This is a genomic window from Microvirga flocculans ATCC BAA-817 (assembly GCF_000518665.1).
GTDB classification, from domain to species: Bacteria; Pseudomonadota; Alphaproteobacteria; order Rhizobiales; family Beijerinckiaceae; genus Microvirga; species Microvirga flocculans.
This window is the reverse complement of sequence record NZ_JAEA01000006.1, coordinates 63,519-77,368: the sequence shown is the minus strand read 5'-3', so window position 1 is coordinate 77,368 and position 13,850 is coordinate 63,519. Positions and strand designations below refer to the sequence as shown.

The 13,850-nt window shown below is 66.4% G+C and carries 11 protein-coding genes; 6 read left to right on the top strand and 5 right to left on the bottom strand.

Annotated features, from left to right (window positions below):
* Positions 1 to 19: 19 nt before the first annotated feature.
* From L879_RS0107225 to L879_RS0107205, 5 genes are all read right to left on the bottom strand, one after another.
* On the bottom strand, positions 20 to 334 hold the full coding sequence (locus L879_RS0107225; protein WP_027315520.1) for a co-chaperone GroES: 315 nt from the start codon (positions 332 to 334) through the stop codon (positions 20 to 22).
* Positions 335 to 594: 260 nt separating this feature from the next.
* Positions 595 to 1,035 (bottom strand): thioredoxin TrxC, encoded by a 441-nt coding sequence (gene trxC / locus L879_RS0107220; RefSeq protein ID WP_027315519.1) that lies wholly within the window; start codon positions 1,033 to 1,035, stop codon positions 595 to 597.
* 137 nt (positions 1,036 to 1,172) lie between these two features.
* Complete coding sequence (locus tag L879_RS0107215; protein ID WP_027315518.1) at positions 1,173 to 1,811, bottom strand: MarC family protein; 639 nt, start codon at positions 1,809 to 1,811, stop codon at positions 1,173 to 1,175.
* 16 nt (positions 1,812 to 1,827) lie between these two features.
* Positions 1,828 to 4,257, bottom strand: a complete 2,430-nt coding sequence (gene lon / locus L879_RS0107210; RefSeq protein WP_027315517.1) for an endopeptidase La — start codon at positions 4,255 to 4,257, stop codon at positions 1,828 to 1,830.
* A 10-nt stretch (positions 4,258 to 4,267) separates the two neighbouring features.
* Positions 4,268 to 4,675: an Hsp20/alpha crystallin family protein gene (locus L879_RS0107205; protein ID WP_027315516.1), complete on the bottom strand. Its 408-nt coding sequence runs from the start codon at positions 4,673 to 4,675 to the stop codon at positions 4,268 to 4,270.
* Positions 4,676 to 4,981: 306 nt separating this feature from the next.
* On the opposite strand from L879_RS0107205, the gene L879_RS0107200 reads away from it, so the two are divergent.
* The 6 genes from L879_RS0107200 to L879_RS0107170 all read left to right on the top strand — a co-directional run bounded on the left by L879_RS0107200 (position 4,982) and on the right by L879_RS0107170 (position 13,829).
* Entirely contained in the window at positions 4,982 to 5,248 is a 267-nt protein-coding gene (locus L879_RS0107200; RefSeq protein ID WP_027315515.1) for a hypothetical protein, read from the top strand.
* 235 nt (positions 5,249 to 5,483) lie between these two features.
* Positions 5,484 to 8,090, top strand: coding sequence for an ATP-dependent chaperone ClpB (gene clpB, locus L879_RS0107195; protein WP_027315514.1), 2,607 nt, complete (start codon positions 5,484 to 5,486; stop codon positions 8,088 to 8,090).
* 1,112 nt (positions 8,091 to 9,202) lie between these two features.
* Positions 9,203 to 9,958 carry a Bax inhibitor-1/YccA family protein gene (locus L879_RS0107185; protein ID WP_027315512.1) on the top strand — a complete coding sequence of 252 codons (756 nt, stop codon included), beginning with the start codon at positions 9,203 to 9,205 and terminating at the stop codon, positions 9,956 to 9,958.
* Positions 9,959 to 9,974: 16 nt separating this feature from the next.
* Entirely contained in the window at positions 9,975 to 10,325 is a 351-nt protein-coding gene (locus L879_RS22660; protein ID WP_027315511.1) for a hypothetical protein, read from the top strand.
* Between the two features lie 169 nt (positions 10,326 to 10,494).
* Positions 10,495 to 11,589: a glycosyltransferase family 4 protein gene (locus tag L879_RS0107175; protein ID WP_027315510.1), complete on the top strand. Its 1,095-nt coding sequence runs from the start codon at positions 10,495 to 10,497 to the stop codon at positions 11,587 to 11,589.
* A 44-nt stretch (positions 11,590 to 11,633) separates the two neighbouring features.
* The gene (locus tag L879_RS0107170) at positions 11,634 to 13,829 is read left to right on the top strand and encodes an amylo-alpha-1,6-glucosidase (protein WP_035458951.1); all 2,196 of its coding nucleotides are present in this window, start codon (positions 11,634 to 11,636) and stop codon (positions 13,827 to 13,829) included.
* Positions 13,830 to 13,850 lie beyond the last annotated feature (21 nt).

Genomic DNA, 13,850 nt, shown 5'->3' with positions numbered 1-13,850 from the left:
TGCCAGCAACTCCCGATCGTTAGGCGGCGCTCCGGGACGCGGCCTCCTGCTCGAGCACGCCCATGATGTCGGACTCCTTCATGATCAGGAGATCCTCGCCGCCGACACGCACCTCGGTGCCTGACCACTTGCCGAAGAGGACACGGTCGCCCGCCTTCACGTCCAGCGGCTGGACCTTGCCGGTCTCGTCGCGGGCGCCAGGGCCGACGGCGATCACCTCGCCCTGCTGCGGCTTCTCCTTGGCGGTGTCGGGGATGATGATGCCGCCCTTCGTCCGCTCCTCAGGTTCGATCCGGCGGACGACGACGCGGTCGTGCAAGGGACGGAACTTCATGGAAAGACCCTCCTGCGTCGTTTATGGATACTGCCATGCTTGGCACTCAATGGGAGCGAGTGCTAAACGGCTTCGAGATAGGGATGCTCCGGAAGCTGTCAAGGGTTAACGGACTGCCTCCAGACCACACGAGCAAGCGGATCCTCGTTCGTTCCGGGAGCAATGGCGAAGGACCGCCGGCAACCGATAGACGATCGGATTTCCGCTGCGCAGGGCTCTGTAGACGCGATCCGGTGCTTCAGCTTCGCGCCGCCAGAGCGTTACCGCCCGGTTCCCTCCGCAATCCACCGGCGCAGCGAGGCCGGATCCATCATTCCGGCCTTCTTGGACGCAACCTGCCCATTCCTGAACACGAACAGCGCGGGGATGCCCTGGATGCCGAACTCCCCTGCGAGACCGGGTTCTGCGTCGACGTTGACCTTCACGAACCGCGCCGCCGGCTCGAGCTCCTGCGCAACTTGCTCAAAGACGGGCGCCATGGCGCGGCAGGGGCCGCACCAAGGCGCCCAGAAGTCGACCACGACGGGTATGTCGTTGCGGGCTACATGGCGCTTGAACCGCTCGCCACCGAGCTCGATCGGTTTTCCGGAGAACAGTTCGGCGCCGCAGCGGCCGCATTTGGCCGCCCGGGCCGGTTTCGACCGGGGGAGGCGGTTGACGGCGTCGCAGGCGGGACAGACGACGTGGAACGCATCAGCCATCGGACAAACTCCAGCTCGTGTACACGCACCCGACAATGTAGGCGCGGCCTCGCCTAGGTGCAGGCATCTGGCCGGCGACGGCGCCTTGCCTGCGGAGCAATCGCTCCGGGCTCTTCCGGGAGGGCGCAGGAAGCCTCCTAGGGAGACGCCGGCCCGAACAGGTTGGCCTCCCTGATGCCGTCGAGGACGAACTGCACCGCGACCGCGGCCAACAGCACCCCTGAGATGCGCGCGACAACGTTGGTTCCCGTCACCCCGAGCAGGCGTCCGAGCGGATCCACGAGGATGAGCGCCAGAAAGGTGGCTCCAAGGCACGCCGCGAGCATGGCCAGGACTGTCGCCTGCGCCAGCTCCGTCCCGGCCTGCCCCATCAGGAGCACGATGGCGGTCATGCTGCCTGGTCCCGCGATCAGCGGGATGGCGAGCGGGAACACGGCGATGTCGCCGGGCCGTTGGGCCTCATGTTCCTCGCTCGCCGTGATCGACGACAGGCCGGTTGGATGCGCGAACACGAGATCGATGGCGAGAAGCAGGAGCAGGACCCCGCCGGCGATGCGGAAAGCGGCCAAGGAAACGTGCAGGAAGTCGAGCAGCCGGTTTCCCACCAGCGCGAAGAGCAGCAGCACCAGCCCCGCCACCAAGACCGCCTGCCATGCCAACCGCCTCCGCTCCGGGCGATGGATGCCGGCGGTGAGCACTCCGAACACGGCGGCCGTCTCGACGGGGCCGATCGTGACGAACAGGAGCACGAACGCGGATACGGCGGTCTCCAGCATCGGTTGGGCGGCGCTCCTACGCGGCCTGCGAGCCGCTCTCGGACGTCCGCGCCGGCTCGCCTTCCAAGGCGGCTGCCAGTGCATCGTCGACCCGCTCCAGCCACACGAACTCGAGCCGCGAGCGCGCTTCCTCGGGGACGTCTTCGAAATCCCGGCGGTTGCGGGCCGGCAGCATCACGCGGGTGAGGCCCGCCCGGGCGGCCGCCGTGACCTTCTCCTTGATCCCGCCCACCGGCAGGACGAGGCCGCGCAGGCTGATCTCGCCCGTCATCGCCGTGTCGCTACGGACGGTCCGGTCCGACAGAAGCGAGACGAGAGCCGTGAACATCGCCACGCCCGCACTGGGCCCGTCCTTCGGCGTGGCCCCGGCCGGCACGTGGATGTGGATGTCGTTCCTCTCGAACAGGGCAGGGTCGACGCCGAGCGCGGCGGCCTTGGACTTCACCAGGCTCAGGGCCGCCTGCGCGCTCTCGCGCATGACGTCGCCGAGCTGCCCTGTCAGGATCAGCCCGCCCTTGCCGGGTGTCCGGGTGGCCTCGATGAACAGGATGTCGCCGCCCACCGGCGTCCAAGCCAAGCCGGTGGCCACGCCCGGCACGCTGGTGCGCATCGCCACCTCGTCCTCGAACCGTGCCGGTCCCAGGATCGCTGCAAGGTCGTCGGCATCGATGGCCACATGCTCCGTGCTGCCCTCGGCAATCCGCACGGCGGCGTGCCGCAGGGCCCGGCCGATCTCACGCTCCAGGTTCCGGACGCCGGCCTCGCGGGTGTAATCCCGGATAGTCCGGCGCAGGGCCTCGTCGCTGATCTCGGCCTGCTCGGGCTTGAGCCCGTTCGCCTCCAGCTGGCGCCGGACCAGATAGCGGCGGGCGATCTGAAGCTTCTCGTCCTCGGTGTAGCCAGCGAGCGTGATGATCTCCATGCGGTCGCGCAGGGGACCCGGAATGGTGTCGAGCATGTTGGCGGTGGCGATGAACACCACGCGCGAGAGGTCGAACGGAACGCCCAGATAGTTGTCGCGGAAGGTAGCGTTCTGCTCAGGATCGAGCACCTCCAGCATGGCGGCGGAGGGATCGCCCTGGATGCCGCGCCCCATCTTGTCGATCTCGTCCAGCATCATCACGCAGTCGCGGGAGCCGGCCTTCTTGATCGCCTGAATGATGTTGCCGGGCAGGGACCCCACATAGGTGCGCCGATGGCCGCGGATCTCCGCCTCATCATGGACGCCGCCGAGGCTGACCCGCACGAAGGGACGCCCCATGGCGCGGGCGATCGACTGCCCGAGCGAGGTCTTGCCGACGCCGGGCGGGCCGGCAAAGCACAGGATCGGCGCCTTGCCGTTCGGCGCGAGCTTGCGCACGGCAAGGTACTCGATGATGCGCTGCTTGATCTTTTCCAGCCCGAAGTGGTCCTCGTCCAAGATGCGGCGGGCCTGTGCGATATCGATGGGCTTCTCTTCGGGCAAACCCCAGGGCAGCTCGACGAGCCAGTCGAGGTAGGTCCGGATCATCGCCGCCTCGGTGGCTCCCTCGGGCATGCGCTCATAGCGGCGAAGTTCCTTACGGGCCTGCTCCTCGACCTCCGGCGGCATGCTGGCCTTGGCGATCTTCTCCGTGAGCTCCTGCACCTCCTGGCCGCGCCCGTCGCCTTCACCGAGCTGGCGCTGGATCGCCGCCATCTGCTCGCGCAGAACCGCCTCGCGCTGGCGCTCGTCCAGGGCCGCTTTGGTCTGGCGGCCGATCTCGTGCGTCAGGCGCAGGACCTCGATCCGCTGGGCCAGCAGGCGGGAAACTTTGTCCATCCGGGGCAGGAGGTCGAGCGTCTCCAGGATCTCCTGCTTCTCCTCGGGCTTGATGTCCATGTAGGTCGCCGCGAGGTCGGCGAGCTGGGCGGGCGAAGTCGCTCCTTGCACGGCCGCGATCAGCTCCTGCGGAGCCTGCGGGAGGAGCTGCAGGGCCTCGATCGCCTGGTTCTGTAGATGCAGGAAGCGGGCCTCGATCTCGGGACTTTGGGCTTCAGGCTCCGGCAGGTGGAGCACGCGCGCGGCCAGGAACGGCTTCTCGTTCACGAAGTCGAGGATCCGGATCCGCTGGACGCCCTGGCAGATGATGTGGTGCGTTCCGTCCGGAGCCGTCATGTAGCGGACGATGTTGGCCAGCGTCCCTACAGCGTGCATGTCGGCGGGGCCGGGTTCCGCGACCTGGGCGTCCCGCTGCATCAGGATGCCGATGGGCCTCTCCTCGCGCACGGCCTGCTGGGCGGCAGCGATCGAGGCCGGGCGCCCAATGGCGATCGGCGCGATCATGCCCGGGAAGAGCACGGTGTTGCGCACCGGCACGATGATGGTCGCGTCCGGCGGCAAGGGAACCGGCGTAAACTCCTCCTGAGGCTCCGGTGAATGGTTGTTCGGCTGGTTGGGACCGTTGGCAAGCCCGAACAGGATCATGGCGCAACCCCTAGATTTCCTTCTCGAGACTGAAGACGAGACAGCCGTTGCGCGCAAAGCGCCGTACGGCGCTGTAGCGGCCCGGCGGCAACGGGATGCGGCGCTCGAACTGGCCCTGCGGCAGTTCCAGGCGATGGATGCGGGCCGTGCGCAGCTCGGGAGGCAGCGTGCGCCGTCCGGCCACCACCAAGGCCCCGTCCCGGACGACGGCCTCGACCTGGTCGGGCTCGACTCCGGGCAGGGCGATCAGGATGAGGACCTCATGGTCGGTCTCGATCATGTCGAGGGGAGGCTCCCACGCCGGCGCCCGGGTTTGCGAGCGTTGGAGCTGAAAGAGCTGCCGGTGCATCCGCTCGGCCCGCGCCAGGGCGTCGATTGCCTCTGAGAGCATCCAGTTTGCCGGATCCCGCATCGTCATCCGCCTCCACCGAACGGCTAGGTGCTAGTAAGCCTGACTGTTTTCAAGACCTGCCGCACACATACCGGTCTGCGGCCAGCTTCTAACAATGCACACGGGTTCCTCTTGTTTCTTGATCGGTGACCTAGCTTGACCAAATCCATTGTGGCAGCGCGTGCGGGAGGCGGTCTCACATCAGCCGGTTGGCGTCGGACAGCCATGGCTGGAGCGCCGCTTCGCGGCGAGTTCACGGCGGCGTGGCGCTCCATTCCAGGATGCCAGCGGCCGTGACCTTCGGCGGCGCCGACACAATGAGAGGAGACGATCATGCCCATCAACGATCCCGGACCTGAGACCCTTGATGCCGTCGAGGAAGCAAGCCTCGAATCGTTCCCGGCGAGCGATCCTCCAGCCTGGGTGCCGGTGCGCACGGGCCCGGTCGACGTCGCCGCCCTCCTCAGCCGCAACGCCGAGGCCAGGGCCGTGTGGAACGAAGCGCTTGAGGAGGCCGCGCGGATCGCCGACGAGGCCGGGGCGCCGGAGCTGTCCGGCCAAATCCGGGATATAAAACGCCCGGAGACAGGAACCGTCTGAGCCCCGGCGCAGTCGGAGCGGGGGCAGCCGATGGGCCCTTAAGCCCGCTCGACTGGGGCGCCGGTGTGCGCTGAGGTGTTGGGCCGGTCTTGCGAAAAAACTGCTCCGAAACCAGATCCTAGGCGCCGGCGGCTCCTTCGAGCGCTGGCGTCCTTCGTTGGCCCAATCGGCCAAAGGACATCTTCCTCGGTTCAAGCGCGCCTCTGAGAGGGCGTAAGGTCTGATGGAGGTACAGATGAATTTCGAAAAGTACACCGAGCGTGCCCGGGGCTTCGTTCAGGCGGCGCAGAATCTCGCCATGCGGGAAGGCCATCCGCAGCTGTCGCCGGGCCATGTCCTGAAGGTTCTGCTGGACGATCCGGAAGGCCTCTGCGCCGGCCTGATCGACCGGGCCGGCGGCCGCTCCCGCGACGCCCATGCGGCGGTCGAGCAATGGCTCGCCAAGCAGCCCAAGGTCTCCGGCTCCGCCGCGCAGCCCCAGGCCACCCGCGACCTGATGCGCTTCTTCGACACGGCCGAGAAGGCCGCCGAGAAGGCGGGCGATTCTTACGTCACCGTCGAGCGGATGCTGCTGGCGCTGGCCGTCGAGAAGGACTCGGAGGCCGGCCGCATTCTCGCCCAGGCCGGCGTGACCGCTCAAGGCCTCAACAGCGCCATCAATACGCTGCGCAAGGGCCGCACCGCCGACAACGCGACGGCGGAGAACGCCTATGATGCGCTGAAGAAATATGCCCGCGACCTCACCGAGGCTGCCCGCGACGGCAAGCTCGATCCGGTGATCGGCCGCGACGAGGAGATCCGCCGCACCATCCAGGTGCTCTCGCGCCGCACCAAGAACAACCCGGTTCTCATCGGCGAGCCCGGCGTCGGCAAGACCGCCATCGTCGAAGGTCTCGCGCTGCGCATCGTCAACGGCGACGTGCCGGAATCCTTGAAGGACAAGCAGCTGCTGGCGCTGGACATGGGCGCCTTGATCGCAGGCGCGAAATATCGCGGCGAGTTCGAGGAGCGCCTGAAGGCCGTGCTCAGCGAGGTCACATCGGCCGAAGGCGGCATCATCCTGTTCATCGACGAGATGCACACGCTGGTCGGTGCCGGCAAGGCCGATGGCGCCATGGATGCGTCGAACCTGCTGAAGCCTGCACTCGCCCGCGGCGAGCTGCACTGCGTCGGTGCGACCACGCTTGATGAATACCGTAAGCACGTGGAGAAGGACGCGGCGCTCGCCCGTCGCTTCCAGCCGGTCTTCGTGAGCGAGCCCACGGTGGAGGACACCGTGTCGATCCTGCGCGGCCTCAAGGAGAAGTACGAGCAGCATCACGGGGTGCGCATCACCGACTCGGCGCTGGTTGCGGCTGCGACCCTGTCGAACCGCTACATCACCGACCGGTTCCTGCCGGACAAGGCCATCGACCTCGTGGACGAGGCTTCCTCGCGCCTGCGCATGCAGGTCGATTCGAAGCCGGAAGAGCTCGACAACATCGACCGCGAGATCGTGCGTCTCAAGATCGAGCAGGAGGCCCTCAAGAAGGAGACGGATGCCGCCTCCAAGGACCGCCTCGAGCGCCTCACGAAGGAGCTGGCGGAACTGGAGGAGCAGTCGGCGTCCATTACCGCCCGCTGGAAAGCGGAGAAGGACAAGCTCGGCACCGCGGCCGACCTCAAGAAGAAGCTCGAAGAGGCCCGCAACCAGCTCGCTTCCGCGCAGCGCAGCGGCGACTGGGCGAAGGCGGGCGAACTCTCCTACGGGGTCATCCCGGGCCTGGAGAAGCAGCTTGCCGACGTCGAGGCGAAAGCCGATGGCGGCGGGCTGATGGAAGAGGCGGTGACGCCCGACCACGTGGCCGGCGTCGTCTCCCGCTGGACCGGCGTACCGGTCGACAAGATGCTCGAAGGCGAGCGCGAGAAGCTGCTGCACATGGAGCAGGATCTGGCCAAGCGCGTGGTCGGCCAGGCCGAGGCGGTGGCAGCGGTCTCCACCGCCGTGCGCCGTGCCCGCGCCGGCCTGCAGGATCCGAACCGGCCCATCGGCTCGTTCATGTTCCTCGGCCCCACGGGCGTCGGCAAGACGGAGCTCACCAAGGCGCTGGCCGCCTTCCTGTTCGACGACGAGACCGCGCTCGTGCGCCTCGACATGTCGGAATACATGGAGAAGCACTCGGTCGCCCGGCTCATCGGCGCGCCTCCCGGCTATGTGGGCTACGAGGAGGGCGGTGCGCTGACTGAGGCCGTGCGCCGCAGGCCCTATCAGGTGGTTCTGTTCGACGAGATCGAGAAGGCGCATCCGGACGTGTTCAACGTCCTGCTGCAGGTGCTCGACGACGGACGCCTCACGGATGGCCAGGGCCGCACCGTGGACTTCCGCAACACGCTCATCATCATGACCTCGAACCTGGGCGCCGAATATCTGGTGAACCAGGCGGAAGGCCATGACACGGACGAGGTGCGCGACGAGGTCATGGGCGTGGTGCGCTCGCACTTCCGGCCGGAGTTCCTCAACCGCGTGGACGAGATCATCCTGTTCCACCGGCTGAAGCGCTCGGAGATGGGGGCCATCGTGGACATCCAGCTCGGCCGCCTGCAGAAGCTGCTCGCCGATCGCAAGATCACCCTTGAGCTCGACGACCAAGCGCGGGCCTGGCTCGCCGACAAGGGTTACGACCCGGCCTATGGCGCGCGCCCGTTGAAGCGCGTGATCCAGAAGCACGTGCAGGATCCGCTGGCGGAGCTCATTCTGTCCGGCGAGATCAAGGACGGCGAGACCGTGCCAATCCGCGTCGGGCCCGGAGGCCTGATGATCGGCGGTGCGGATGGGCACCCGAGTCATGAGATGGCGGCATAGGACCTGAGGCTCGCAGGCTCAAGGAAGCTAACCCTCGCCTAGGCATGCGCTTCGTCCGCGTGGCCGGCTTAATAGGCCGGCCACCGGATCTTCGTCAGGAGAGAGCACGGGATGAAGATACTAACGCCTTTCGTTCTGGGCAGCGTCGTCTCTGGCGGCCTCATCGTGTTTTCATGTCCGCTGATCTTCAGTGCCCTGACGTCGCTGCGGTATCCACAGCCGCAACGTGTGCGGCAGACGGGCGGAGCGAGCGAACAGGGTGGCCGAACCGAGAGCAGGCTGTCGCCGCAGCGAAGTATGTCTGCTCCGCGAACCCCATACTGGCGGCATGCCGACAGGGGTAACCGCGGCATCCATAAGAAGCGACAGCGGGTTCACGGGCCTCATCACCCGGAACCGCCTCATGCGGCCAGGCGGGCCCGGACTGCGCAGGCGGGAGCTCGAAAAGGCCGGTAATGGATCACAATGAACATGGTGCCTCATCCACCTACAGCGGGAAGCTGCTTGGAGAGGATGGGTCCCTTATAGTTGGAGGATCCTTATGCATCGGAGACTTCTGACGGCGTTGCTCCTGAGCCTTGCGGCTCTTCCGGCTGCCATGGCGCGCCAGGACCCGACGCTGGTTTCTCAACCGCAGACCGCCACGTACGAACGGGATCTGAACAGAGCGGAGAACGCACAAAATTCGATACATGACGGCCGGCAGCGTGTCGGGCTGTCCAGGAAGCACGAGCGGCTTCTGAGCAGGGACCCAAAAGAAATCATCCCGGATATCTGCGTCGGCTGCTGATCGGCCCGACGGCGCCCCTACACTGTCATGGGCGAAGTTTACGGCAGCCGACGCTCATGGGTCTCTCGCCGGATCCAAAATCGTCTGTAAGGCCCGTGTGCTTGAAGCGGCACGACTTGCAAGCGTCGCTGCGCGTTCTCATCTCAATGGCGTCAAGCCGGCTCCTCACAGGTATGGCTTGGCCGATGCACTCCGGAAGAGGCTTGCGACGGACCTTCTCGCGCCACATCGCGGGGCCGGAAAGTCCCTTCGGGCGAGATCCGCACGAGCCTTTTCGAGTCGTCGCTGAACCTGATCGGCAACTGGTTTGAAGAGGTTTGTCATGTCTTGGTGGAATGACAATTCTCGCCTGGCGCCCTACGGGTTTGGGCCAGGCACGTTATCGCGGTCGCAGGTCGCGTTCGACGCTGGCCTGCGGGCGCACATGATCGGCGTCTACAACTACCTGATGCTCGGGCTCGCCTTGAGCGGCACCGTCGCTTACGCGGTGGCGAACACGCCTTTGGGCGATCTCTTCTACTCCGGTCCGCGTGAGCTGACGCCGCTCGGCTGGGTCGCCCTGTTGGCTCCCCTCGGCTTGATCCTGATCGCTTCCTTCGGGGCACAGAGCCTGTCTCCGGCGGGGCTTCAGGGAATCTACTGGGGCATCACGGCCCTCCAGGGCGTCGGCCTTGCGGCCTTGCTCCAGGCCTATACCGGTGAGAGCGTCACCCGCGTCTTCTTCATCACGGCCGCGGCCTTCGGCGCCCTGAGCCTGTGGGGCTACACCACACGCAGCTCTCTCTCCGGCTGGGGCTCGTTCCTGCTCATGGGCCTGGTCGGGTTGATCCTGGCCTCGCTGGTCAACCTGTTCCTCGCAAGTTCGGCCCTGCAGTTCACGATCACGATCATCGGCCTGTTCGTGTTCGCCGGCCTGACCGCGTGGGATACCCAGCGGATCAAGGAGGAGTATGTGGCGGGCCTCGCCCATGGGGACGCCGCGCTCACGAGCAAGGTCTTCGGGGCGCTGAGCCTCTACCTCAACTTCCTCAACCTGTTCCAGCTCCTGCTGTCCCTTCTGGGTCAGCGGGAGGAGTAACCGGACGGAGGAAGCGATGCCCCTGACCGGACGTTTCAATCTCCGCCGCACCATGGGCGGCAAGATCGTGCTGCAGGTCGAGGAGGAGGTCAGGCGGTTTTGGCCGTTCTCCCGCATGCAGCCGACGAAGAGGCGCTGGCGCGACGCGACCGTGATGGATCTGGCGCAGCCTGAGCTGCGAACCCTCATGGACCTGCGCTACAAGCCCGGGTTCGACTGGCTCCGGATCTACGGCCGGCTCGACCCGGCGCTGCGAACCGGAGCGACCCGCACGGCACCGGAGAAGCTCCCGTCGCTCAGCGTCGTTCCCGAGCCCCCGCCCAAGGCAAACGGCTCCGTGGCGGAGCACCGGCACCTCGCCGCTTAGGCGGTGGGAAGAGAACCTTCCGGGGCGGCAACGGCACTACGAGCCGCCCCGGCTCTTGCAAGCTTGAGTATGGTTACTATCTCGATACCGCCTTGTGCCGCGCGGGCCGGGTTTCCGCGGCCGCGTGTATCTCATTGTCGATTCTTCGCTCTTCGAGGAGGTTTTGCCGATGAAGATCGCCCAGGTGGCTCCATTGTACGAACGGGTTCCGCCCAAGCTCTACGGGGGAACCGAACGGATCGTCTCCTACCTCACCGAGGAACTGGTCCGACAGGGACACGACGTTACCCTGTTCGCCTCCGGTGACTCGATCACAAAGGCCGAGCTTGTGCGTTGCTGCGACCTGGCCCTCAGGCTCAATCCAGTGGTCAAGGATCCGCTGCCCTACCACATCATGATGCTCGAGCAGGTGAGGCAGCGGGCTCACGAGTTCGATGTCATCCACTTCCACATCGACCTGCTGCATTTCCCGCTTGTTCGCGAGTTCGCCGACCGGACCGTCACGACGACACATGGCCGGCTTGATCTCGTTGATCTCGCCCCCTTCTACCGGATGTTCCCGGACATTCCGCTCGTCTCCATCTCGGACGATCAGCGCAAGCCGATTGCGGATGCGAACTGGGTTGGCACCGTCCACCATGGGCTCCCGAAAAACCTCCTGCCGTTCCGCCCGCATGCGACCGGCGGCTACCTCGCCTTCTTGGGGCGGATCTCGCCGGAAAAGCGCCCCGACCGGGCTATCGAGATTGCCGCAAAGACCGGGATGCCGCTCAGGATGGCGGCGAAGGTTGACACGGCCGACCAGGCGTACTGGGACGAGGTCATCAAGCCGATGGTCGACGCCCATCCTAATGTCGAGTTCATCGGCGAGATCAACGAGCATGAGAAGGCTGACTTTCTCGGCAATGCCGCCGCGCTGCTCTTCCCGGTCGACTGGCCTGAGCCGTTCGGTCTCGTAATGATCGAGGCCATGGCGTGTGGCACCCCCGTGATCGCCTTCCGGTGCGGATCGGTGCCAGAAGTCATCGAGCACGGTCGGTCCGGCTTCATCGTCGATACGGTCGAGGAGGCTGTTGAAGCCGTTCGCATGCTCAAAGTCCTGGATCGCACGGAGGTCCGGCGCTGCTTTGAGCGGCGCTTCACCGTCGAAAGGATGGCGGCAGACTATCTCGACCTCTACCGCAGCCTGCCCGGCGTGCGTCTCGAGGCCGCTCACCTGCGCCGCGCCAACGGGGCCGGGACCGGCTTGCATGCGGTGGCCTAAGGTCCGTTTCGCTGACGATTGTTCTCTTGGTGGAGGACGACACCATGAACCTGCATGTTGACGTGCCTGACGAGGCAACCGACGTCCGTCTAGGCCAGTTCGCCGTTGCGTCGCAATCCTCGCTGCAGGAGCGGCGCCCGCGGACGCTGAAGCACGGCGATACTTTCGGGGTGTTCGACCGTAACGGCGACGTCTTGTCGGGGGAGGGGAGCCCGGACGGCCTGTTCCATCGGGACACCCGCCATCTCTCTCATCTGGATTTGCTGATCAACGGAGCCCGCCCGATCCTCCTGTCGTCGACCCTGCGCGACGACAACGCCGTGCTCACCTGTGATCTCACCAACCCGGATCTGTACGACGAGGAGGGCCGGCTTCTTCTGGAGCACGATGTGATCCACATCCGCCGGTCCAAGTTCCTCTGGAAGTCGGCCTGCTTCGAGCGCCTGCTGGTGCGCAACTTCGGTGACCGGCCCCAGCGTCTGACGCTGGAGCTGCGCTTCGAGGCCGACTTCGCCGACCTCTTCGAGGTCCGCGGCACCCGCCGCATGCGACGGGGAACATTCCAGCCGGCGGATGTTGGATCCGAGAGCGTCACCCTCACGTACAGCGGTCTCGATGACCGGACCAGAGCGACACGCCTGCGCATTGACCCAGCCCCCGCCCGCTTGGAAGCAAGGCGCGCCCTCTTCGAGGTCGACGTTGCTCCTGGGCAGCGGACGGTGATCTTCGTCGAGGTCCGCTGCGACGACCAGGTGCCGCAGAAGCGCCCGCGCGAGCACTACCTGTCGTCCATGGTCGAGGCGCGGAGGGCGCTGCGCCAATCATCGTCACGTGCCGCTTCAATCGCCACCTCGAACGAGATCTTCAACGAAGCTGTCCGGCGCTCCGTCTCCGACCTTTACATGCTGGTGACGGACACGCCGGAGGGACCCTATCCTTACGCCGGCACGCCGTGGTTCAGCGCCGCTTTCGGTCGTGACGCCCTCATCACGGCTTACCAGACGCTGTGGATGGACCCGGCGCTGGCCCGCGGCGTCCTCCAATTCCTCGCGGCCAACCAGGCCAAAGCCGAGGATCCGGTCGCGGACGCGGAGCCCGGCAAGATCCTGCATGAGGTGCGCTACGGCGAGATGGCTGAACTCGGCGAGGTGCCGTTCCGACGCTACTACGGCAGCGTCGACTCGACGCCGCTGTTCGTCATGCTGGCGGGCGCCTATTTGGAGCGCACGAGAGACACCACCACCCTGGAGCGCCTATGGCCCAACATCGAAGCCGCCCTGCGCTGGATCGACGTCTATGGCGACCGTGACGGTGACGGCTTCATCGAGTATGGGCGCCGGACGAAGGAGGGGCTCATCAACCAGGGGTGGAAGGACAGCCACGACTCGGTCTTCCACGCCGACGGCAGCATGGCCCGGGGCCCGATCGCCCTGTGCGAGGTCCAGGCCTACGTCTACGCCGCCAAGCGCGCCGCCGCGCATATCGCATCCGTCCTGGGAATGCCGGAGCGGGCAGCCTTGCTGGAGGCCGAGGCCGAGCAGGTGAGGAAGCGGTTCGACGGAGCGTTTTGGTGCGAGGACCTCGGCACCTACGCTCTTGCGCTGGACGGTGACAAGCGGCTCTGCCGGGTGCGGTCGTCGAACGCTGGGCATACCCTGTTCACCGGCATCGCGCTGCCGGAGCGGGCAACCCGGGTCGCCGAAACGCTCATGGACGCATCGTCGTTCTCGGGCTGGGGCGTGAGGACCATCGCGTCGACTGAGGCGCGCTACAACCCGATGTCCTACCACAACGGGTCGGTCTGGCCGCACGACAACGCGCTGATCGCCCTGGGCCTCGCCCGCTACGGCTTAAAGCAGGAGGTGGCCCGGATCTTCGACGGCCTGTTCCACGCCTCCGTCTACATCGATCTGCGGCGGCTGCCGGAGCTCTTCTGCGGCTTCCCGCGCCGGCGCGGCCAGGGGCCGACGTTCTACCCGGTCGCCTGTGCGCCCCAGGCCTGGGCGGCCGCAACGCCCCTGAGCCTGGTTCAGGCCTGTCTCGGCCTCGGCTTCGATCCCCAGGCCCGGACGGTCCGGCTCGACCGGCCGGTACTGCCGGCCTTCCTCGACGAAATCGTCTTGCGTAACCTTGCGGTCGACGGATGCCGCCTCGACCTCGCGGTGCGCCGCGCGGGCGGCGAGGTCGCGACTCATGTTCTGGGCCGGACCGGCGACGTGCGGGTGGAGGTTACCGTCTGAGGCGGGCATCGACCAAGCTGA